17 protein-coding genes and 1 tRNA gene are annotated in these 21,109 nt (G+C 69.8%); 6 read left to right on the top strand and 12 right to left on the bottom strand.

Annotated elements, in window-relative coordinates; all coding sequences use genetic code 11:
* Nucleotides 1-23 precede the first annotated feature (23 nt).
* From ACTH43_RS05075 to ACTH43_RS05060, 4 genes are all read right to left on the bottom strand, one after another.
* A complete protein-coding gene (locus ACTH43_RS05075) occupies nucleotides 24-1,415 on the bottom strand; it encodes an ABC transporter substrate-binding protein (RefSeq protein WP_441443839.1) in 1,392 nt (463 codons plus the stop codon).
* 8 nt (nucleotides 1,416-1,423) lie between these two features.
* The gene (locus ACTH43_RS05070) at nucleotides 1,424-2,395 is read right to left on the bottom strand and encodes a carbohydrate ABC transporter permease (RefSeq protein ID WP_441443838.1); all 972 of its coding nucleotides are present in this window, start codon (nucleotides 2,393-2,395) and stop codon (nucleotides 1,424-1,426) included.
* A 13-nt stretch (nucleotides 2,396-2,408) separates the two neighbouring features.
* Entirely contained in the window at nucleotides 2,409-3,323 is a 915-nt protein-coding gene (locus ACTH43_RS05065) for a carbohydrate ABC transporter permease (RefSeq protein WP_441443837.1), read from the bottom strand.
* A 125-nt stretch (nucleotides 3,324-3,448) separates the two neighbouring features.
* Nucleotides 3,449-5,689 (bottom strand): alpha-galactosidase, encoded by a 2,241-nt coding sequence (locus tag ACTH43_RS05060; protein WP_441443836.1) that lies wholly within the window; start codon nucleotides 5,687-5,689, stop codon nucleotides 3,449-3,451.
* A gap of 162 nt (nucleotides 5,690-5,851) precedes the next feature.
* Between ACTH43_RS05060 and ACTH43_RS05055 the strand changes: the two genes are divergently transcribed.
* Complete coding sequence (locus ACTH43_RS05055) at nucleotides 5,852-7,063, top strand: pyridoxal phosphate-dependent aminotransferase (RefSeq protein ID WP_441443835.1); 1,212 nt, start codon at nucleotides 5,852-5,854, stop codon at nucleotides 7,061-7,063.
* Between the two features lie 153 nt (nucleotides 7,064-7,216).
* Here the strand turns inward: ACTH43_RS05055 and ACTH43_RS05050 are convergent, their stop codons facing one another.
* Nucleotides 7,217-7,606, bottom strand: a complete 390-nt coding sequence (locus tag ACTH43_RS05050) for a DUF1304 family protein (RefSeq protein ID WP_441443834.1) — start codon at nucleotides 7,604-7,606, stop codon at nucleotides 7,217-7,219.
* 127 nt (nucleotides 7,607-7,733) lie between these two features.
* Here ACTH43_RS05050 and ACTH43_RS05045 point away from each other — a divergent pair, with 127 nt between their 5' ends.
* Entirely contained in the window at nucleotides 7,734-8,324 is a 591-nt protein-coding gene (locus tag ACTH43_RS05045; RefSeq protein WP_441443833.1) for a TetR/AcrR family transcriptional regulator, read from the top strand.
* Entirely contained in the window at nucleotides 8,321-8,743 is a 423-nt protein-coding gene (locus ACTH43_RS05040; RefSeq protein WP_441443832.1) for an organic hydroperoxide resistance protein, read from the top strand. Before ACTH43_RS05045 ends, ACTH43_RS05040 begins: the two co-directional genes overlap by 4 nt.
* A gap of 121 nt (nucleotides 8,744-8,864) precedes the next feature.
* Here ACTH43_RS05040 and ACTH43_RS05035 read toward each other — a convergent pair whose 3' ends face one another.
* The 6 genes from ACTH43_RS05035 to ACTH43_RS05010 form a co-directional block, all read right to left on the bottom strand.
* Nucleotides 8,865-9,842 carry a zinc-binding dehydrogenase gene (locus ACTH43_RS05035; RefSeq protein WP_441443831.1) on the bottom strand — a complete coding sequence of 326 codons (978 nt, stop codon included), beginning with the start codon at nucleotides 9,840-9,842 and terminating at the stop codon, nucleotides 8,865-8,867.
* Between the two features lie 156 nt (nucleotides 9,843-9,998).
* Complete coding sequence (locus tag ACTH43_RS05030) at nucleotides 9,999-11,474, bottom strand: FAD-dependent oxidoreductase (RefSeq protein ID WP_441443830.1); 1,476 nt, start codon at nucleotides 11,472-11,474, stop codon at nucleotides 9,999-10,001.
* 156 nt (nucleotides 11,475-11,630) lie between these two features.
* Nucleotides 11,631-12,551 carry a formate/nitrite family transporter gene (locus ACTH43_RS05025; protein ID WP_441443829.1) on the bottom strand — a complete coding sequence of 307 codons (921 nt, stop codon included), beginning with the start codon at nucleotides 12,549-12,551 and terminating at the stop codon, nucleotides 11,631-11,633.
* A 176-nt stretch (nucleotides 12,552-12,727) separates the two neighbouring features.
* Nucleotides 12,728-13,726 carry a transglutaminase family protein gene (locus ACTH43_RS05020; protein WP_441443828.1) on the bottom strand — a complete coding sequence of 333 codons (999 nt, stop codon included), beginning with the start codon at nucleotides 13,724-13,726 and terminating at the stop codon, nucleotides 12,728-12,730.
* Nucleotides 13,719-15,986: a circularly permuted type 2 ATP-grasp protein gene (locus ACTH43_RS05015; protein WP_441443827.1), complete on the bottom strand. Its 2,268-nt coding sequence runs from the start codon at nucleotides 15,984-15,986 to the stop codon at nucleotides 13,719-13,721. The genes ACTH43_RS05020 and ACTH43_RS05015 overlap by 8 nt, the downstream gene beginning before the upstream one ends.
* Before the next feature lie 36 nt (nucleotides 15,987-16,022).
* Complete coding sequence (locus ACTH43_RS05010) at nucleotides 16,023-16,700, bottom strand: AIM24 family protein (RefSeq protein ID WP_441443826.1); 678 nt, start codon at nucleotides 16,698-16,700, stop codon at nucleotides 16,023-16,025.
* A 209-nt stretch (nucleotides 16,701-16,909) separates the two neighbouring features.
* On the opposite strand from ACTH43_RS05010, the gene ACTH43_RS05005 reads away from it, so the two are divergent.
* From ACTH43_RS05005 to ACTH43_RS04995, 3 genes are all read left to right on the top strand, one after another.
* Nucleotides 16,910-19,030 carry a protein kinase domain-containing protein gene (locus ACTH43_RS05005; protein ID WP_441443825.1) on the top strand — a complete coding sequence of 707 codons (2,121 nt, stop codon included), beginning with the start codon at nucleotides 16,910-16,912 and terminating at the stop codon, nucleotides 19,028-19,030.
* A gap of 127 nt (nucleotides 19,031-19,157) precedes the next feature.
* The gene (locus ACTH43_RS05000) at nucleotides 19,158-19,979 is read left to right on the top strand and encodes a thioredoxin domain-containing protein (RefSeq protein ID WP_441443824.1); all 822 of its coding nucleotides are present in this window, start codon (nucleotides 19,158-19,160) and stop codon (nucleotides 19,977-19,979) included.
* Between the two features lie 89 nt (nucleotides 19,980-20,068).
* Nucleotides 20,069-20,140: transfer RNA gene (locus ACTH43_RS04995), tRNA-Thr, on the top strand.
* Nucleotides 20,141-20,302: 162 nt separating this feature from the next.
* Here ACTH43_RS04995 and ACTH43_RS04990 read toward each other — a convergent pair.
* A complete protein-coding gene (locus tag ACTH43_RS04990) occupies nucleotides 20,303-21,031 on the bottom strand; it encodes a tyrosine-type recombinase/integrase (protein ID WP_441443823.1) in 729 nt (242 codons plus the stop codon).
* Between the last annotated feature and the right edge of the window lie 78 nt (nucleotides 21,032-21,109).

Below are 21,109 nucleotides of genomic sequence, written 5' to 3'. Positions count from 1 at the left end.
CAGGGCGCCACTCGAGCAGGGCGTCACTCGAACAGGGCATTGACCCGTTCGTTGAACGAGGCGAAGTCCGCGCCGTCGATCTTCCTCATCCAGCACTGGTCGAAGGCCGTCTGCATGAGCGGCATGATCGAGGCCGAGTTCTCCACCAGCGGGTACAGACCGGTCTCACCGTTGGCCACGCGATCGGTGAACGGGGTGACGTCGAGCCCCTTGGCGGCGTAGCTCTCGATCGCAGCTTCGGTGCCGGCATCCGTCGCCGGGAAGAACGGTGCGCGCTCGCCGATGATCCGCTGCGCCTCGTCGGAGGCGAGGAACGCGATCAGGCGCGCCGCCTCCTCCTTCTTCTCCGACTGCGAGGAGATCGAGTCCCCGAGGCCGTTGAACATCGACATCGGGGTGCCGACCGGACCCGTCGGCAGCGGAGCGATCCCCAGCTCCATGCCCTCCATGTTCGCGAAGGTGGAGATCATCCAGGAGCCCGCGAGTGCGATCCCCGCCTTCCCGGACTGCAGCTGGGTCTGGCCGGGGCTGGAGTCGCCGAACATGCCGAAGGGTGGGAAGAACCCCTTGTCGACCAGGCCGAAGTACCAGTCCATGGTGGCGGCGAAGCGCTCGTCGTCGTAGTTGAAGCGCGTTCCCCAAGTGTTCGCATCGGTGAACGTCCAACCTGTCGAGAGCGCGAACGGCGACCAGCTGGTCTGACCCGTGTAGTCGGTCCCGGCGTCCGCGGCCATGCCGTAGCGCACCACGTTCTTCGGGTCGAAGCCCTCCTCATCGCCGCGCACACCGTTCGCATCCAGCGAGAGCCGGGCGATCAACTCTTCGAAGCTGCCGCCGTCCTCGGGGTTCCAGTCCAGCGTCTCGAGGTCCTCGGGGGTGAACCCCTCCTCGGCGAGCAGGTTCTTGTCATACATGATCGCGATCGTGTCGTAGTCCTTGGGGATCCCGTAGCGGGTGCCCTCCTGATCGCTCCACAGCTCCTGCAGACCATCCTGGAAATGGTCTGCGGTGACGTCCTCGAGGGCGGCGAGCCCGTCCAGCGGCGCGATCACCCCGAGGCTCACGAACTCGGGGAAGCGTGCGAGGTGATCGGTGAAGGCATCGGGGCCCGCCTCTGCGACGAAGCTGGCCGTCAGCTTCGTCCAGTAGTCACCCCATCCCAGCTGCGTGACGCGCACGAAGATGTCGGGGTTCAGCTCCATGAAGCGATTGATCGCTGCGGAGTACGCGGGCAGCTGGTTCGCGTCCCACAGCCAGTAGTCGATCTCGGTGGCACCTGCCGGGGCAGAGGCCGCACCGCAGGCGGAGAGGGCACCGGCGCTGACGGCGCCCGCCGCGAGGGCGGCAGAGCCCTGGAGCAGGCGGCGCCGGGACAGAGCCGTGGGGGAGGGGAGTGTGCGCTTGTGGGTATGCATGGGTGACCTCACTTGATCCCGCTGAAGCCGATGGAGTTGACGATCTTCTTCGCGAACAGCGCGAAGAGGATCAGCATGGGAGCGGCGGCGACCAGCGTCGCAGCCATCAGGCCCGACCAGTCGGGGCCGGTGCCGGGCGACTGGGCTCGGAAGACGCCGAGCGCGACGGTGAGCACGCGGGACTGATCGGTGTAGGACACCATCAGCGACCAGAAGTACTCGTTCCACGCGCCCATGTAGGTGAGCAGGGCCAGAGTGGCCAGCGGTGCGCTGGACATCGGCAGGATGAGGGTGAAGAACACCCGCGACTTGCTCGCCCCGTCGATCAGGGCGGCCTCCTCGACCTCCCTCGAGATGTTGTTGAAGAACTGCCGCAGGAAGAAGATCGCGAAGCTCGAGATGAACAGCGTCGGCAGCATGATCCCTGCCAGGGTGTCCACCAGGCCCAGGTTCTTGATGAGGATGAAGTTGGGCAGCAGGGTGAAGATCTGCGGGATCATCAGCGAGCCCAGGAAGATCAGGAACACCGTCTCCCGGCCGCGCCAGCGCAGGCGCGAGAAGGCATAGGCGGCCATCGCGCAGGAGAAGGTCTGCACGACGGTGATCACCGTGGCGACGATGACGGAGTTCAGCAGATAGCGCCAGAAGTTGATCGACGCGCCGCTGCCTCCCTGGGAGATCGCGGTCTCGACATCCTGCATGCCGAAGACGCGCTCGAAACCGCCGAGGTTCAGGCCCACCGGCAGCAGGCTGCCCGGATCCGTGGCCAGGGCATTGTTGCTGGACAGCGCGGTGCGCAGCATCCAGTAGAAGGGGAACAGGGTGATCAGCAGGAAGATCACCATCACGGCCCAGGCCGCGATCTTCCCCCAGGGGATGGGCTTCTTCGGCCGATGGATCGAGCGACCCGTGGGGTCGGTGGAGTTCGTGCTGCCGGCGGTGCCGGGGCTGCCCGTGACGGGCTGCGATGTGATGGTCATGTTCTCTCTCCCGTCAGTCCAGGTCCGACTGTCCGGCCTTGGTCAGCCAGTACTGCGTGAAGGTGATGACCATGAGGATCACCAGCAGTGCGACGGACAGGGCTGAGGCGTAGCCGAACTGGTACTGGGCGAAGGCGTTCTCGTAGATGTACATCTGCAGCACCTTCGAGGCGTCGGCCGGACCGCCCTGGGTGGTCACGGACACGGTGTCGAACACTTGGAAGGAGCCGATGATGGTCATGATCAGCACCAGTGCCAGGATCGGGCGCAGCAGCGGCAGGGTGATGCGTCGGAACTGGGCGATCTCGCCCGCCCCTTCGGTGCGCGCCGCCTCGTAGAGGTAGACGGGGATGGACTGCAGGCCCGCGAACAGCAGCAGCGCGGTGTAGCCCATGTGGCGCCATACGTTGACCAGCGCGATCGTCGGGATCACCCAGGTCTCGTTGGCCCAGAAGGAGACCGGGTCGAAGCCGATCCACTGCAGGAAGATGTTGAAGATGCCCAGCTGGGTGTCCAGGATCCACAGGAACACGATCGCGGCGACCACATTGGAGACCAGGTAGGGGGTGAGCACCAGCGAGCGCAGGATCGTGGACTGCGTGAGGCGCTGCATGAGCACCCCGATCAGCAGGGCGACGACCGTCTGGACGCCGATGTTGATCAGCACGTACCAGACCGTCACCTTGAGCGAGTTCCAGAAGACAGGATCCGCGATCAGCTTCTGATAGTTCTCCAGCCCCACCCAGACCGGCGAGGTGAGGGTGGTGTACTCCGTGAAGGAGTAATAGATGCCGGTCAGCAGAGGCCACACGAGGAACACCAGCAGGCCGACGGTCGCTGGCGCGATGAACATCAGCGCGAGCTTCGTGTCGTCCTTCCTGCGGCGTCTGGTGGGAGCCGACCGTGTCGACGTCGTCACGGTGGACATGGCGTTCTTCTTCCTATGGGGGGCGAGATAGCGAGGTCCGGAGATGCCGGACCGCGGTGTAAAGGGGTCATCGGGCGGCGGCCGCGTCAGGTAGCTGCCTCAGGCGGCCGAGTCAGGCAGCCGGGTCAGGCGGCCGAGTCAGGCAGCCGGGTGAGGGAGAACAGCACGCCCTGCTCGGGATCGATCAGGGGTGCGGCCAGGCCGGAGGTGGTGAGCACGGCGCCGGGCAGAGCGAGTCCGCCTTCCGCCGCTGCTCGCTGCCACCAGGGCGGCAGGGCCAGGCCCGTGGGGCGCTCGCCGATCAGCAGCGGTCGGAGGAGATAGCGGGCGCGGGGGTCGAGCCCGGGGAAGCGCAGCCGTTCGTGCTGGGACTCGGAGGACCGCCCGACGGCGGCGAGGGCGAACAGCGCCTCCGCTTGGTCCGGGGCCACCACCCCGTACATCCACAGCGGGCTGCTGCCGCGGTCCACGCGCACCAGGTCACCGGTGAACAGCAGCTCGCGGCGCTCCTTGTACAGCGCGATCCACTCCCGCAGCTCCTCCAGCTCCGCGGCTGTGGCCCGGGCCAGGTCCCACTCGATGCCGAGATGTCCGAACAGGGCCGACAGGCCGCGGAAGGCGAGGGTGTGGAGGCGGCCGGTGGTGTGGGAGCGGCCGGAGGCGATGTGGCTGCCCATCAGCTCGAGCGGGATCAGCTGCGAGGTCCAGCGGTTCATCTGCTGGCGGTCCAGCGGGTCGATGCAGTCCGAGACCCACACCCGGTCGGTGTGCTCGAGCACCTCGAGGTCCACGCGGGCCCCGCCCGAGGAGCAGGATTCGATCTCCAGGCCCGGATGGGCCGCCTTCAGCGCATCCATCAGGGCGTAGGCGGCGAGGGTCTGCTCATGCACCGCGGCCCGGCCGGTCTGCGAGGTCGCAGCCTCCAGCAGGTCACGATTGTGGTCCCACTTGAGGTAGCCGATCTCGTACCGGTCCAGGATCGCCATCATCTGGTCCCGGACGTGGGCGAAGGCGGCGGGGACAGACAGGTTCAGCACCTGCTGGTGCCGTGATTCCAGGGGCATCCGCTCGGGGGAGGAGGCCATGATCCACTCGGGATGGGCGCGGGCGACGTCGGAGTCCTCGTTGACCATCTCCGGCTCGAACCAGAGGCCGAACTCCATGCCCAGTCCGCGCACGTGGTCGATCAGCGGGCCGAGCCCGTCGGGCCAGACGTCGTCGGAGACCACCCAGTCGCCGAGCCCGGAGGTGTCATCGCGACGGGAGCCGAACCAGCCGTCATCCAGCACGAAGCGCTCCACGCCGAGCGCCGCTGCACGCTCGGCGAGGTCTTTGAGCCGATCCAGATCGTGATCGAAATAGACCGCCTCCCAGACGTTCAGGGTGACGGGCCGGCGAGTGTCCACGTGCTGGGGCCGGGAACGCAGATGGCGGTGGAAGCGGGAGGCGACGGCATCGAGCCCCTCGCCGTAGGAGGCATAGAGCCAGGGGCCCGCGTACTCCTCCCCGGGGGCGAGGTGGAGCTCGCCCGGGAGCAGCAGCTCGCCGCCGCCCAGGATCCGTCGGCCGGTGTTGATCTGCTCGGCGAGGTGGCGGTGGTTGCCGGAGAAGGCGGTGTGCACGGCCCACGCCTCGCCGTGGCGGAAGCCGAGGCCGGGGCGGCCGGCGTGCAGGACGTATGCGGAGTCGGGTCCCGTACGTCCGCGGCGGTTCTCGCGCAGGTGGGTGCCGACGGTGAACGCGGAGCGCTGCGGGGTGCGCTCCTTGGCCCAGCGACCGGCGAAGTCGAGCAGCTCCTCGGCATCTGCCGGGACCGGGACGGTGAGCGTCAGCTCCGCCAGGGAGTACGGGGTCTTCGCGGTGTTGGTGAGAGTGGTGCGCATCCGCAGCAGCCCGGAGGGGAGCAGCTCGACCTCGAGGCGGAGTGCGAGACCGAACAGGGCGTCGGTCAGGACGAAGCGCACCGTGGCGGCGCCGCTCTCGATGTGTGCGGCTGTTATCGGGGTGCCGTCGAGGGTGACGCTCTCGGTGATGAGCCGGGGGTTCCAGCCGGAGCCGTCCGGACGGGAGCCGCTGAGGCCGGGCCGGCCGATCCAGCCGTCGCTCTGCTGGGGGATGATCCCGATCCGCACCGGGACGTCGACCGCATTCTGGGGGACGACGTCGACGGCGCTCTCGCACACCGCATCGAGCCCTGCCTCACCGAGCTCACCGAGCGCCGCGCCCCAGTGGGCGATCGTCGGCGCCCGCCCATCGGTGACATCCAGGACCACCGAGACACCGGAGGCGGTGAGGTGGAGGCGGTGGGTCGCACCGGGGCGGGGAGCGAGCACCGGGTGATCGGCGGGGATCTCATGAGCGGACAACTGCGGCCTCCAGGGGCGGTCGTGGCGACGGTGCGACGTCCTCTGCGACACCGCCTTACTGAAACTATGAAATTAAAGCCGTCTCGTCAAGTGCCCGCGCCCGACTTCCTGTCATCGTGAGCGCTACGCTGTCGCACACCCGAGAAGGCCAGGAGCCCCAGAATGATCTTCACCCAGTCCTCGAAACTGCGCGACGTGTGCTACGAGATCCGAGGACCGGTCCCCGCAGAGGCAGCTCGCATGGAGGCCGAGGGCCACCAGATCCTCAAGCTGAACATCGGAAACCCCGCGCCGTTCGGCTTCGAGACGCCCGACGAGATCCTCGTCGACATGATCAAGAACCTGCCCACCGCACAGGGCTACTCCGACTCCAAGGGCATCCCCTCTGCTCGTCGAGCGGTCGCGCAGTATTACCAGACCCGGAACATGCCCGGCATCGGGCTCGAGGACGTCTACCTCGGCAACGGCGTCTCCGAGCTGATCCAGATGGTGTGCCAGGCCCTGGTCGACGACGGCGACGAGGTGCTGGTCCCGCAGCCCGACTATCCGCTGTGGACCGCCTCGGTCTCGCTCGCCGGCGGCCGCGCCGTGCACTACCGATGCGACGAGGACGAGCACTGGTGGCCGGATGTCACCGACATCGCCGACAAGGTCACCGAGCGCACCAAGGCGATCGTGGTGATCAACCCCAACAACCCCACCGGCGCGGTGTACCCCGAGCATGTGCTGCGAGACATCCTCGAGGTCGCCCGCAAGCACGGGCTGATGATCCTCGCGGACGAGATCTACGACAAGATCCTCTATGACGACGTCGTCCACACCCCGATCGCATCGCTCGCCCCGGATCTGCTCTCGATCACCTTCAACGGCCTCTCCAAGGCCTATCGGGTGGCGGGGTTCCGGGCCGGTTGGATGGCGCTGTACGGCCCGAAGGACCACGCGGCGAGCTTCATCGAGGGCCTGGACGTGCTCTCCAATATGCGCCTGTGCCCCAATGTTCCTGCGCAGCACATCGTGGCCACGGCGCTGGGCGGTCAGCAGTCGATCCAGCAGCTGATCCTGCCCGGCGGACGGCTGCGCGAGCAGCGCGATGTCGCCTACGGGGGCCTGAGCGCGATTCCCGGCGTCTCGGTGCAGAAGGCGCAGGGCGCGCTGTACATGTTCCCGAAGCTCGATCTGGAGATGTACCGCATCGACAACGACGAGCAGTTCGCCTACGACCTGCTCCGCGCCCGCAAGCTGCTGGTCACCCAGGGCACCGGGTTCAACTACCCCACGCATGACCACTTCCGACTGGTCACCCTGCCGTCCGTCGAGGTGCTGGCGGACGCCATCGACCGGATCGGGGACTTCCTGGCCGGGATCCGGCGCTGAACGGTTCGGCGCTGGATCACCGCCCGCTCGCCCCGCTCAATCCTGCGCTCGCCTGCGTGACCGGGCGCTCGAGCCTGCGCTCGCCTGTGTGACCGGGCGATCGAGCCTGCGCCGCGTCCTGGGGTCAGGAGGTGGGGGATCCGGGGTTGGGGTTCAGAGGGCCAGGCCCGCCGTCAGGGCGAGGACCGCGAGCAGCGGGAGGGCGCCCTGCTTGAGCGCCGCCCCGCGATGGGCGGGGGAGGCGAGCAGCAGCACCAGCGCCGCGGCGAGCATGCTGCCGGTGCCCGCGAGGGCCAGCGCCGCCCCGACCGCCGTCGTGCCCGCGAGCAGCAGCACGGCCCCCAGCGCGGCGAGCACCGCGAGGAAGAGGTTGTAGAAGCCCTGGTTCAGGGCCATCAGCCTCGTCGCGGCGACCTCCTGCGGGCTCTGCTCGCCGAAAACGGCGGCGGCTCGCGGAGTGCCCCACAGCAGGGACTCGAGGGCGAAGATCGCGACGTGCAGGGCGGCGGCGGCCAGGGCGAGCACGGAACCGAGGATGATCAAAGGAACCTCCGAGGGCATTGTGAAGTGATTGCTCCACTATAGTGGGTGCCACGTCGCCCGTCGCCCCGGTTCCCGGTGCGATCGGCGACAGGATGCACGGACGGGCGCGAGCACTTCGGGAGGGATCATGGGGCGACCGGCAGCTTTCGATCGGGACGAGGCGGTGCGCGCCGCGCGCGACGTGTTCTGGCGCGAGGGCTACGAACCCGCCTCCATGGCGACCCTCCAGCAGGCCACCGGCCTGAGCGCGAGCAGCATCTACCACGCCTTCGGTTCCAAGCGCGGCCTCTTCGACGCCGCTCTGGAGGACTATCTCGACCAGGTGGTGCGCCCCGGCCTCGCTCCGCTGCGCGCGCCGGCGATCGCTCCCGATGCTCTCGTCGCCTACTTCCGTGCGGCCCGCGAACGTTTCGCGGACCCGACCGGCCGCACCCCCGCCGACGGCTGCCTGCTGGTGAACACCGCCTGCTCCGGTATCGCCCGCGACGGGACCATCGCCGAGGTGGTGCGCGCCTATCGCGCCGAGCTGCACGCCGCGTTCTCGCGCGGCGCCGCGGCCCAGCGCCCCCACCGCACGCCCGCGGACCGCGAGCGCCTGGTGGAGACCTGCGTCTCGCTGCTGATCAGCGCGCTGGCCATGGCCCGGGTGGATCACGGGGCGGCGCTCGCCGCCCTCGACGTCGCCCTCTCCCATCTCGAGAACAAGGACACTCCATGAAGCCGCTCTACACCACCGAAGCTCTCGCCACCGGCGGCGGCCGCGACGGACACGTCGACGTCGTCGGCGCCGATCTCGCCCTGGATCTGGCAATCCCCGCCGAGATGGGCGGCAGCGGGAACGGCGCGAACCCCGAGCAGCTCTTCGCCGCCGGCTTTTCCGCCTGCTTCCACTCCGCGCTGCAGTCCGTCGCGCGCCGGCAGAAGATCGCGATCGACGGCTCGAGCGTCGGCGCCCGCGTGACCATCGGCTCCGAGGGGGATGGGGGCTTCTCGCTCGCCGTCGAGCTCGAGGTGGTCATTCCGGAGCTGGACCACGACGCCGCCCAGGCCCTCGCCGAGGCCGCCCATCAGGTGTGCCCGTACTCGAACGCCACCCGCGGGAACATCCCGGTCACGGTCACCGTCAGCGACGACTGAACGTCGCCTGCCGGAGGCTCGGTGCCGGCCTATGCGTGACGGAGGGCCCCGACGGGATCGATCCCGTCGGGGTCCTGCCTCCTGCGTGCGGCCGGGACGATGTGCTCCGGCAATGGCTTGATCAGGGGCGCAGCAGCACCTTGCCCTGTCGGCCATCGGTGAGCGTCGCCGACACGGCGCCGACCACCTCGTCCAGAGCGAAGGTGCCGGCCGTGGGCAGCGTGACTTCGCCGGTGAGCAGCCGGGTGATGATCTCGGTGATCAGCCCGCGCCGCATCTCGGGGCTCATTCGCGCGGAGACCTTCGCGCCCCAGAATCCCTCGACCTTCAGGTCGCGGAAGATGATCGGGCCGGAGGGCAGCGCCATCGTGGTGCCGCCCATCGCGCCGAAGACGACCAGGCGCCCGCCCTCGCCGAGCAGGGAGGCCACCTGCCCCGCGGCCTCGCCGCCCACGGAATCCAGTCCCGCGGCGACGTGCGCGTCGCCGATCAGGGCGCGGGCCTGCTGCTCCCAGTCCTCCTGGTCGGTGGCGACCACGTCGCCGATGCCCTGTGCGGCCAGCTCCTCGATGCCGCTGCTGCGGCGCACCAGGCTGATCACCCGCTGGTCGCGGCCCCGTGCGAACTGGGCGACCAGACGGCCGACGGCCCCGGTCGCGGCGTTCTGCACGAGCACCTCGCCGGGGGCAAGGTCCAGGTGCTCGAGCAGGGACAGGGCGCTGAACGGCATGGCGACCAGCTGGGCGGCGGCCTCGTCGGGAAGCTCCGCCGGCAGCGGGATCAGGGCCCCGGCGGGCGCGGTGAACAGCTCCGCCCAGGTGCACGGGACGCCGGTGACCGCCACCCGGTCCCCGGGGGCGACGGTGTCCACGCCCTCGCCGAGCTGCTCGACGACCGCGACGGCCTCGCTGCCGGGTTGCGCGGGAAGCTCAGGGCGCACGCCGTAGGTGCCGCGGATCGTCCACAGGTCGTGGTGGTGGATGGGGCTGAGGACCAGCCGCAGCAGAACCTCGCCTGCGGCGGGGGAGGGGGCGTCGACCTCGCGGGTCTGCAGGACGTCGGCGGGCTCGCCGAAGCGGTCGTAGGACACGGTGCGCATGGGGGACCTCTCAGTAGTGGAATGCTCACTACAGAATAGGGGTCGTCAGGGGTGCTGTCCCGCGCATGTGAGGTGGGAGACGAGGAGCCGGGACCGATGCCGGGTCGAGGCGACGGTCCCGGCTCCTCGTGGTGGCCGGTGGTGCTGTGGTGCTGGTCAGGCGTGCGAGGGCTGGTTCACCGCGTCGCGGGAGACGCGCACCATCTCCTCGCGCTCGACGACCTTGATCCGGGCGCGGGGCTCTCCGTCGGCGTCGACCGCGGCGGCGCCGAGCGCCTTCTCGTGCTCGTCCAGCGCCATCCAGCCGTCCCAAGTCGTGTACGGCACGCCACGGTCCTCGAGCAGGCGCAGGACAGCGTCGCCGTCACGCTCGGGCGCGGAGTGCAGAACACCGGACTCGATGTCCTCGAGCAGGCTGGCGATGGTCTCGATGGCGTCGGACTTGGTCGCGCCGATCAGGCCCACCGGGCCGCGCTTGATCCAGCCGTTGGCGTAGAGGCCGGGCAGCACATCGCCCTCGGCAGCGGTGACACGGCCGGCGGTATTGCTGATCACGCCGCGCTTCGCGTCGTAGGGGATGCCGGGCAGCTCGGAGCCGTGGTACCCGACGGCCCGGTAGATCGCGCCGAGCTCGTAGTCCACGAACTCGCCGGTGCCCTCGAGGTTGCCCTCTTCATCCAGCTGGGTGCGCTCGAAGCGCATGCCGGTGACTCGTCCTCCGTCGCCACCCTCGCCGAGGATCTCGACGGGGCGGTGCCAGAAGTGCATGTGGAGGCGGCGCTGGACCGGGCGGCCCTCGCGGTCCGTCGGCTCCTCACCGGCGGCCTCGCGGCGCTGCTGCTCCTCGAGCCAGCCCACGAAGGTCTGGACCACCTGGTCCGTGCGCTTGTCGGCCTTGATGGTCTCCCACTGGGCCTCGGTGATCTGCTCGATGTCGCGCGGATCCATGACGACCTGGAGACCCCGCGGGTGGGACAGCTCGCGCGCCTCGAGGGGGGAGAACTTGGTCTGCGCAGGTCCCCGACGGCCGAAGACGTGCACGTCGGTGGTCTTCGCAGCCTGCAGGCCCTCGTACACGTTGGCGGGGATCTCGGTGCGCAGCAGCTCATCCGCGGTCTTGGAGAGCACGCGGGCGACGTCCAGGGCGACGTTCCCGTTGCCGACCACGGCGACGGACTCGGCGTCCAGCTCCCAGGTGCGGGGATAGTCCGGGTTGCCGTCGTACCAGGCCACGAAGTCTGCGGCGCCGTGGGAGCCTGCGAGTTCGACGCCGGGCACCGAGAGCTCGGCGTCCTTGAGCGCGCCGGTGGCGAAGATGGCCGCGTCGTAATGGGTCCGCAGGTCCTCGATGGTCAGATCGGTGCCGAACTCGACGTCGCCGAGGAAACGGATGTCACCGCGACCCAGGATCCGATGCAGCGCGGTGATGATCCCCTTGATGCGCGGGTGATCCGGGGCGACGCCGTAGCGGATCAGCCCGAAGGGAGCGGGGAGGCGATCGAACAGGTCGATCGTGACCTGGAGCTCACCGTTCTTCACCGGCGCAGAGCGCAGCAGGGTCTCAGCGGCATAGACGCCGGCGGGGCCGGAGCCGATCACGGCCAGACGGAAGGGCTGCTGGGAGGAGGACATCTCACCTCGGTCTCATGGCGCGGTGGCGCCGGGTCGGATGCGGTCCGGAGCGGTCGCGACGTCATCCGCCGACTCCGCTCTGCGCAGATTTCCGCACCACTCTATACGCGAAATTCGCCCGGACCCGGGCCACTGTGAGCGGCCTGACGTCGCGGGTCAGCTCCTGGCCAGGTCAGCATCTCCTCGGCGGTAGGTCGCCCAGAAGTAGGCGCCGACCAGCACCGCCCCGCCCACGATGTTGCCCAGGACCACCGGGATCATGTTGTCCCAGATCGCGGCGCCGACCGTGATCGAGGAGTAGTCCTCGAGGGACGTCCCGACTGCCTGGATCGCCTCGCCCTGCCAGAAGGAGTCGCCAGCGAAGGTCTTGATCAGCAGTCCCATCGGGAGCATGAACATGTTGGCCACGGAATGTTCGAAGCCGGTGGCCACGAACAGGGCGATGGGCCCGGCCACGCCGAGGACCTTGTCCGTGACGGTCTTGCCGGCGGTGGCGACCCAGACGGCCAGGCAGACGGCGAGGTTCGCGAGGACCCCCAGGAAGAAGGCCTGGTGCCAGTCGTGATCGAGCTTGGACCGGGTGGTGTCCAGGACGATCAGCCCCCAGGCGGACCCGTTGGTCGCATGGGTCCCGGCGCCGAGCATCAGCAGTGCGATGAGGAGGGCGCCGAGCAGGTTGCCGCCTGCGGACATCCCCCAGTGGCCCAGCATCCGACCGGTGGAGATCCGTCCGGACAGCCTAGGCATGAACGTCAGGGTGGTGCCGGTGAACAGGTCGGAGCCGCTGATCACCACGAGCCCGAGGCCGACGGAGAAGACGGTGCCGCCGATGAGCTTGGCGATGCCGACCGGCCAGTCGCCCATCCCCTGCTGGGTGGTGACCATGAAGACGAATCCCAGGGCGATGAAGGCGCCCCCGGTGAGGGTCTGCAGGAACATCCGGCTCCACGGTGCGGTGGCCTTCGCGTACATCGCATCCTCGAGCGCGGTCGTCAGTGCCTTCGGCGTGGGGATCACGGGGCTCGGCGCGCTGGGCGTGGCGGCAGGAGTGGGGTCCGCGGGCGCGGGCACGTTCATGGGAAGGTCTCCAGGAGGTGGCAGGGGACGGCGACCGGGCCCTGCATGACGTGCACCGTCCGGTTACCGGCGGTCAGGCTACGCCTGACCGGACAGTCGAGCGCGCTCCTTCGGCAGTCGCCATCCCGGGACCTGCTCGTCGTGCGGCGAGAGGTGGCCAGGCTCACTCCGGCGACTCACTCCGGGCTGCCGGCGCCCGGTGCCTCGGGCACCACTCCGACGGCGACGGCGAGAGTGCTGCTGGCGCCGGGCGGTCCCACCACGATGCCCTTCAGCGGCGGCACATCCGCGTAGTCCCGGCCCCAGGCGGTGGTCACGAAGCGCTGGTCCACGAAGGCGCGGTTGGTGGGGTCGATGTCCACCCAGCCGGTTCCGGGGACCAGCACGCTGAGCCAGGCATGGGAGGCGGCGGAGCCGACCATCTCCCCGACCGGCTCGGTGCCCAGCACCCCGCCGGCCGACGGCGCGGTCCGCAGATACCCGGAGACATAACGGGCCGCGAGCCCTGCAGCGCGCACCGCGGCGAGCCCGACGTGAGAGAAGTCCTGGCAGACGCCGTGCCGGGCGGCGAGCACCTCCTCGAGGGTCGAGGAGACGGTCGTGGCGGCGGAGTCGTAGGTGAAGTCGGTGTGGATCAGCGCCGTGAGATCGGACAGGCACTCACCGATCGCGCGGCCGGGGGTGAACACCTCGGCGGAGATCTCCTGCGCCGCGGTGCCTGCGGGGATGCGCGGGGAGGGGTGGACGAAGTCGAGGCCGGAATCCGGCAGCAGCGAGCCCCAGTGCTCCGGGGTGCACTGCTCCCAGGGGCGCGACATCGGCTCGATCGGATAGCGGCGCTCCGCGACGGTGACGCGGGCGTGAGAGTGGACGTCGAGCTGCGCATGAGGGGTGTCCACCAGCAGATAGGTCGAGGAGTTCCCGTAGAAGTCGGTGTGTGCGGTGAGGCGGGCCGGGGCCGGGTCCACGACCACCTCGTGCGAGAGCACCCTCTGATGCGGTGTGGCGCGCGGCTCGATATGGGCGCGGCCGTAGTTGCGCGAGACAGGTTTGGCGTACCGATAGGACGTCAGGTGGTGGACGCGGTAGTGGACGGGCTCGGCAGCGCCCGCCTCGTCGTCCCGCAACGGGATCAGCGGTCGCAGGCGCTTCGCATCCTGGTCATGCTCAGACATCGTCGATACCCCATCGTGAGGTGGATTCAGAAGGACGGAAGAAGCGGTTCTCCAGGGCGGTCGCGAGCTCCCGCAGCAGGTCGATCGCAGCATCGACCTCCTCCAGCAGCGCGGTCGGGGCGCTCGCGGAGTCGTCGGCGTCAGCGACCGGGCGCAGCAGCTCGCGCGCCTCCCAGGAACCGATCCGGGAGCGCAGCGCGATCAGCGGGGCCCGCAGCTCGGGAGACGGGGTGACCTCCGGCAGCCTGTCCAGCGCCATCCCCAGCCGCTCGAGCTGGAAGGCGATCGAACGGGGCAGCGTCGGGTCGTTCAGCAGCAGCTCCAGCAGCAGTTCCGGCTGCACGGCGGCGTGGTAGGAGCGCCGGTAGGAGGCGCCGGACTCGGTGATCAGCGCGACGGCACCGGCGACCCGCACCTCAGCGGCGCGTACACGGCGCCGACCCAGAGTGGCCCGCAGCAGCGCCAGCAGGCTCATGGCGCGTTCGATCTTGCGCCCCACCTCGGTGAGATCCCAGCCCAGGTTCCGCGGCATCGAATCGGCGACCGCGCCGGAGAGCGTCAGGCAGCCGTCCACGATGTCCGTCAGCCCCTGCTCGAGCGGCGGACGGTCCGGGCCGCCCAGCGCCCGGACCTCCTGGCGCATGCGGGCGATCACCGGCCAGACGTCATCCGAGATCAGATCCCTGAGCGTGCGGGTGGTGTGGGCGAGCGCGGTGTAGGACTGGGCGAGGGAGCCGGGCCGCGCCAGGTCGGTGAGCAGGCTCTCGAGCTCGGTGCGCACCTCTTCACGGTCCTGCAGTTCCACATCCAGGAAGCCCGGGTACGTGGTGGTGGCCTCGGTGACCGCCTCGAGCAGCACGGCCTGGGCGGTGCGGGCGGCGGGGCTGTGCTCCGCATCCAGGTCGTTGACGGTGTCCAGGACCGTCCGCAGCAGGCGGGCGGTGGAATCCACCCGCTCGAGATAGCGGCCGAACCAGAACAGGTCCGAGCCGATCGACCGGGTCATCGCGGGATACGCGCTGAGCATCCCGCGGGTCCGGGCGGCGGTGCGCGGCTCGGCGACGTTCTCCGCGGGCGGTGCCGGGTCAGCGACCGGAGAGGTCTCCGCGACCGTGACCCAGACATCCTTGAGCGCCGGGGGTCCGTCATCGGAGGTCGTGGCGATCCCACCGGGCAGCACCTCGTAGCCGTCCTCCGTGCCCATCACCAGCAGCTGGATCCGCACCGGCCGCTCGACGAGGGCGTCGCCGCCGCGCGGGTCCAGGCTCAGCCACCGGGCACCAGCGGCCTCCGGATCGGCGGGGCGCAGCAGCAGGTCCTCATGGAGCATCTGCCGGCACAGGTCCGGCAGCGCGGAGCGCAGATCCGGGTTCTCCAGCAGTCCGGCGCCGAGCGGGTTGAAGATCTCCACGTCGCCGCAGCGGGCGGCCTCGACCAGGCCGGTCACCCCGCCCAGCGGGGTCGGGCCCAGGTCCAACGGGTCCAGCAGCTGTGAGGGCACCAGGCGCAGCACGGCGTCCACCGCATCACCGGGATCGGAATCCAGACCGGGCAGGCGCAGGGTGACGGAGCCGGAGCCGGTGCGCAGATCCCCGGCGGAGACCATCGGGGCGCCCAGCAGGTTCGCCAGCCAGCTGTGGTCGAATCCCCGCATCGGGTCCTCGGACTCATCCGTCAGGACCACAGTGCGGCCGGCGCGGCCGTCGGACCGGGTGCGCTGATGCAGCGAGGTGCGCAGGGCATCGAAGAACGGATGCAGGCGGCGCAGCGGCGTGGAGCGGTACAGGGTGGGCGCGCAGCGGGAGAGGACCCGCCGCAGCTCGAGGGTGGTGCCGGCGCCTCCGGGCACGTCCACGGAGTCCTCGAGGACCACCCATGACCCCTCGGCGGTGCGGGTGACGGTGCTGGTCAGCGCGAAGAGATGATGGTTCCCGCGAGCGGGGATCCCGACGGCCGAGCGCAGGTACGCAGGATCCTGGAGGAGCTGTGCGGCCGGGGCGACGTCGGTGCCGAGCACGGTGCGCGGGCCGTAGAGATCCCCGTACAGGGCGTCCAGCAGCCGCACCCGCTGGATCAGGCCCGTGGACAGCACCGACCAGGAATCGGCATCCAGGACCAGCGGCACGGGATCGATCACGGGCGTGGCGGTGGAGACGTCGGCGGCGAACATGCGCGCCGCCGACGTCGCCGCGCGCCGTCGGCCCAGTGGTCCGAGAGCATCGAGCTCGTCGACCAGGGCCTGAGGCGGGGTGGAGATCACCGGAACATCGTAGACATGACGCCGCGGTGCGGGCAGTCAGGAACCGCTGACCACCGGGATGCCCTCGGAGGGCTGGACCACGACGAAGCCCGGGCCGTGGAAGGCGAGCTGGAAGGACTCGCCGGAGCCGCGGCCGATCAGCGAGCCCATCTTGAAGTCGTTCTTGATCTGCGGCTGCAGGTTCGCCGACCAGCACACCGCGGCCTGGGGATCCACGTAGGTGGGCTGCTGGGAGCAGTCCAGCAGCATCGGCGGGCCGTCGGAGGTGACCGCGACCATGCCCTGGCCCTGCAGGAACAGGTTGAACAGGCCCCCGGCCATGAAGCCCGCGCCGCCGAGGGACTTGATGTCCCACTGGATGGAGCTGTCGAAGGCGAGCATGTTCTTGGTGTTCAGGGTGAGGGCCTCGCCCTCGAGCTGGATCAGGAAGATCTCATTGGCCTGACGGGCGTAGAAGATCTCGCCCTGCCCGCGGGTGCGCATCATGTTGCCGCCCTCGCCGGTGGCCATCTTCTTCAGCAGCTTCATGCCGCCTCCGGAGCCCTGGTACGAGAAGTCCATCTGCCCCTGGTAGGCGACCATCGCCCCGGAGGCGGAGATGATCTCCGGCGCGTCCGGAGTGAGCGAGCAGCGCAGCATCTTGTTGGACTGCAGCGCCCATCGGTCGTTGGTCTGGCGCTCCTGGTTGGAGGCATCGAACAGGTTCGAACGCATGGCACGGAGTCCTTCGGTCGCTCTCGGGTGCCGGACGGCAGCCGCCCCGCACCACGGCGCCCACCGCGCCGCGAGGCGATCGTCTCACGCCGTCACCCCTCAGGAATGCTCCATCAGGCCCGTGTCCGGGGTGCGGCCGAGGTGCGGACAGTGTGGGGGAGCGGTGAAGCGGGCACGATGCCGGGCACGGGCCTCGTAGCATGGAGACCATGGCAGAGTCCCGCATCTCCCGCCGCGACGCCCGCGACCCGCGGCTGCTCGCGCTCGCCGAGGACTCCGGCTACGAGATCCTCGGCCGGATCGGTGCCGGCGGTATGGGGATCGTCTACCGTGCGCACGATGCCGACGGCAATGACGTGGCCATCAAGCTGCTGCGTCACGAGATCTCGGACGACCCGCAGGCGCGCGAGCGCCTGGCGCGTGAGGTCACGGCGCAGAAGCTGGTGCGCAACGACAACATCGTGCGCATCCTCGACGCGGAGCTCGACTCCTCGGATGCTTTCGTGGTCACCGAGTTCATCCCCGGGCCGACGCTCGAGGATGCGGTGCGCTCCCACGGTGGCCTGCACCCCGAGTCGGTGCGGGAGATCGGCCTGGTGATGGGGGAGACACTGCGCGACATCCACCGTGCCGGGGTGATCCACCGCGACCTCAAACCCAGCAACGTGATGCTGCGTGGCGCCACCGAGGGCGACCTGACCGGGTTCGATCCCGACGGGGATCGGCTGGATCCGGTGATCATCGATTTCGGCATCGCGATCGCGGCCGAGGAATCCCGACTGACCTCCACCGGCCTGGTCATGGGCACCGCCGCCTATCTCGATCCCGAGGTGATCCGCAGCGATCACACGGGAGAGGCGGGGGACTGGTGGGCCTGGGCCGCGCTGCTCTCCTTCGCGGCCACCGGCCGTGATCCTTTCGGCAGCGGCCGTGCCGACCTGGTGTTCCTGCGCGCCGAGCGCGGGGAGATCGACGTCGACGGGCTGCCCACGGAGCTCGCGGACTGGCTGCGCGCGGCGCTGCGCTCCGTCCCTGCGGAACGCCCGGCTCCCGAGGACATGATCGCGCGGCTCGCCGAGCTGGACCTCACGCGGTATGCGGACCCCGGGGACACGGAGATGCTGGATGCGGGGTCTCGGACCGCGGTGCTGCCGGTGATCGGAGCGGCCCCGCCCGGTGCTGAGGACGCAGACCCGACAGGTGGGACCCCGGAGGGGGCGTCGCCCGGGGCACCGGCCGCTGCCGCGGAGGCGACCGCAGGCGCCCAGGACCAGCCCACCGAGGCGATCCCGATGATCGCCACCCCAGCGGAGCATCCCACCGAGGCGCTGCCGCGGATCACGACTGCCGCGGATTCGGTCACCGAGGCGCTGCCCGTCATCGGGAACCCCACCATGGCGCTGCCGGTCGTCTCCTCGCCGCAGCACAGCGCGCCGCCGTCGCATGTGCCGCAGCACTACTCCCCGCAGCCTTCCCCTCAGCCGCAGTCCTTCCAGCAACCGCCCCCTCAGCAACCATCCACTCAGCAGCTGCCGCGCCAGCAGGTTCCGGTGCAGGAGCACCCGGGCCAGCCGTACGCCTACTCCCAGCAGCTGGCTCCGCAGCATCCGAATCTGCAGCATCCGGCTCCGCAGCGTCAGGCTCAGCAGACGATCGAGGCACGGCCGCAGCACCCTGCGCAGTACCCGCCCTCCGCAGCCGAGCCGTCGGCGCCGTACGGTGCGTGGCCGGCGCCGCCGCCGCGCCGTCCGCTGCTGGTGTGGATCGGGCACCTGCTGATCGTGTCCCTCGCTGCGATCGCGCCCTATGTGTCGCTGGCCGTGCTGCTGCTGCTGGGGGCGTTGGCCCGCACCTGGGAGCGGTCGCATCTGTCCGTGACCGCTCAGCGGATGCGCGGAGCCACCGGTGCGGGGCCGCAGTGGAGGACGGGCCTCGCCAGTCCCTTCCGTTTCCTGCTGGGGCTGCTCGAGATCGCGGTGCAGGCAGTGTTCCCGCTGGTCCTCGGGGTGCTGGTGTGTATCGCTCTCGATGTGTCCTGGACGCTGCTCCAGGGCGCTCCGCCGCCGGACGGAGTCGCCTTCGCGACCGCGGCGGCGATCACCCTGCTGATCACCTGGGTGGGTTTGGGCAGTCGCACCACCCGCAACGGTGCGCACCGGATGGTCGACGCCGCCGCGCCGGACCTGCTCTGGAGCGCAGTGGTGGCGGTGCTGCTCCTGCTCCTGCTGGGCGCGGTGATCTTCACCCTCCTGGCCCGCGGGGGAGCGGTCGACTACTTCCCCTTCCCCAGCGGACCTCGGCTCGAGGACATCGCCATCTGGCGGCGCTGAGCTCGCGCTCGGTCAGGGGCTGGCACGTGAGGTGCCCCATCCTTCCCGGCACCGTCCAGTTGCAGGCCGTTAAACTCTCATCGATCTATCACCCACCGCAGCCCCGCATCGGGGGCGAGGAGATTCCATGGCCGCGACCGGTTCATCAAAGTCAGCGCAGGAGCGCCGCGAAGCGCAGCGGGAGGTCCTGCGCAAGCAGCGGCAGTCGGAGCTCAAGCGCCAGCGCACCGTGCGCACCGTGGTGATCGCCGCGATCACCGTGGTCGCGCTGGTGATCGTCGCCGGAGCGGGCTACCTCATATTCCGTTCGATGCAGCCGGAGGGCCCGGTCGCGGTGCCCGAGGGCATGAGCGCGGACCAGCCGTACCTCACCCTCGGCGCCCCGGAGGACTCCGGGAAACCTGTGGTGGAGATTCACCTGGACTTCCTGTGCCCGCACTGCGGGGAGTTCGAGAACATCAACGCCGAGGACATCTCGACCATGGTCGCGGATGAGGAGGCGATCGTGCACATCGTGCCTCGCAACTTCATGGACATGCAGTCCTCTTCCGGCGACTACTCCTCGCGCGCGGCGAACGCCCTGGTCGCGGTCTACGCGGATGATCCGGTCAATGCGATGGCCTTCCAGACCCTGATGTTCGCCAACCAGCCCGGCGCGGAAGGGCTGACCGACGAGCAGATCGAGGCGTTCGCCCTGGAGTCAGGGGCCTCCGAGCAGGCGATCAGCGATATCAAGGCCGGCACGTACGAGCCGTGGGTGAAGCGGGTCTCGAACCCGTACGGCGAGGAGACCGGCGGCGGGACCCCGTACGTCGAGATCGACGGCACGGAGTTCAAGGGCTTCACCCAGCCCGGTGCGCTGCGTGAGGCGGTGCTGGCGGCCGGCGGCGCTCCTGCGGCGTCCGACGGCGGTGGCGAGGCGCCCGCGTCCGACGGCGGCGAGGGCTGACCCTCTGAGCGACCTGCGGTGGGGGACGAGCAGCTCTGCAATTCCCTCTAGACTGCTTCGGACCGGCTGATCCGTCGGCCGGTCCGCCCGCTGGAGTGGCGCAACGGTAGCGCACCTGTCTTGTAAACAGGTGGTTGCGGGTTCGATTCCCGTCTCCAGCTCTCCGCCCGGCCCGGCCGCTTATGACCGGTGGCCTGGGCAGGCACGCCGAGAGGCCCGCCCCCGACTAGTCCCGGGGGCGGGCCTCTCACCTTGCGCTCTCACAGCGCCTCTCACAAATGGCGGCGAAACCGGCGGCTAGTCCTCCGACGGTGCCGACGCCCTCACAGCGTGCCCGTTGCCTCACCCGCGGCCTCGCCGTCCGCCATGCGCCGCTGTGCCGCCTGGAGGGCCTGCGCCGCGGCCGCGATCCCGGCGGTGCCACCACGGGGGACGTAGCTGGCGAGGTGGACCTGTTTGGTGTGCCCGAGGAGCGCGGCGGCGTCGACCGGGGCCACGCCCTCATGATGGAGCCACCCGGCGAGGGAGTGTCGCACCGCGTGCAGGCGGATGCGAGGCACGCCCGCCGCGTCGGACAGCTCACGAAACAGATCGCTGTAACGCTCGGGCCGGAGCGGCTGGCCCGCCTCATCGACGACCACCGGCTGATCGTCGCGCCCGCCTGTGGCGAGCTGATAGCGGCGCAGGAGCGCCGTGGTCCCGGCGTGCAGTACCTCGAACGGAACCGTGCGTTTGCGGTCCTCGCTCTTGGTGTCATCGACGACGGTTCGCTGCCCGCCCATGGAGAGCTGGACGCGACCCCGACTGATCGTCACGGTGCCCGCGTCTAGGTCCACGTCGGACCAGCGCAGGCCGAGCAGATCGGCCCGTGTGAGCCCGCACAGCGTGAGCCGCCACGCGGCCGCGAGCGGGTGCCCGTCGGCGTGGTCCCGGAACCGGAACAGCTCATCGGGGGACCAGTGCGCCACGTCGTGCAGGGCAGTCCTGGTCTGCTTCGCAACCTTGACCCCGGCGGCGGGATTCTTCCCGATCATCTCTAGCCGCACGGCCATGTCCAGCGCCGAGCGGAAGTGCAGGAGTTGAGTCCCGCATAGTGGTGTAGCGCGGTGGCCCCGTGATCGTCTCTGACG

It is taken from the genome of Brachybacterium sp. (assembly GCF_052095815.1).
GTDB lineage: Bacteria > Actinomycetota > Actinomycetes > Actinomycetales > Dermabacteraceae > Brachybacterium.
This window is presented reverse-complemented; position numbering and strand designations above follow the sequence as displayed.

Excerpts from the sequence above, each read along its gene's own strand:
- ACTH43_RS05075 (WP_441443839.1), bottom strand. The coding sequence starts at position 1,415 with ATGCATACCCACAAGCGCACACTCCCCTCCCCCACGGCTCTGTCCCGG.
- ACTH43_RS05035 (WP_441443831.1), bottom strand. The coding sequence starts at position 9,842 with ATGCGCACCGTGTCCTACGACCGCTTCGGCGAGCCCGCCGACGTCCTG.
- ACTH43_RS05005 (WP_441443825.1), top strand. The coding sequence starts at position 16,910 with ATGGCAGAGTCCCGCATCTCCCGCCGCGACGCCCGCGACCCGCGGCTG.
- ACTH43_RS05030 (WP_441443830.1), bottom strand. The coding sequence starts at position 11,474 with ATGTCCTCCTCCCAGCAGCCCTTCCGTCTGGCCGTGATCGGCTCCGGC.
- ACTH43_RS05010 (WP_441443826.1), bottom strand. The coding sequence starts at position 16,700 with ATGCGTTCGAACCTGTTCGATGCCTCCAACCAGGAGCGCCAGACCAAC.
- ACTH43_RS05065 (WP_441443837.1), bottom strand. The coding sequence starts at position 3,323 with ATGTCCACCGTGACGACGTCGACACGGTCGGCTCCCACCAGACGCCGC.
- ACTH43_RS05070 (WP_441443838.1), bottom strand. The coding sequence starts at position 2,395 with ATGACCATCACATCGCAGCCCGTCACGGGCAGCCCCGGCACCGCCGGC.
- ACTH43_RS05000 (WP_441443824.1), top strand. The coding sequence starts at position 19,158 with ATGGCCGCGACCGGTTCATCAAAGTCAGCGCAGGAGCGCCGCGAAGCG.
- ACTH43_RS05020 (WP_441443828.1), bottom strand. The coding sequence starts at position 13,726 with ATGTCTGAGCATGACCAGGATGCGAAGCGCCTGCGACCGCTGATCCCG.
- ACTH43_RS05040 (WP_441443832.1), top strand. The coding sequence starts at position 8,321 with ATGAAGCCGCTCTACACCACCGAAGCTCTCGCCACCGGCGGCGGCCGC.
- ACTH43_RS05025 (WP_441443829.1), bottom strand. The coding sequence starts at position 12,551 with ATGAACGTGCCCGCGCCCGCGGACCCCACTCCTGCCGCCACGCCCAGC.
- ACTH43_RS05055 (WP_441443835.1), top strand. The coding sequence starts at position 5,852 with ATGATCTTCACCCAGTCCTCGAAACTGCGCGACGTGTGCTACGAGATC.
- ACTH43_RS04990 (WP_441443823.1), bottom strand. The coding sequence starts at position 21,031 with ATGGCCGTGCGGCTAGAGATGATCGGGAAGAATCCCGCCGCCGGGGTC.
- ACTH43_RS05045 (WP_441443833.1), top strand. The coding sequence starts at position 7,734 with ATGGGGCGACCGGCAGCTTTCGATCGGGACGAGGCGGTGCGCGCCGCG.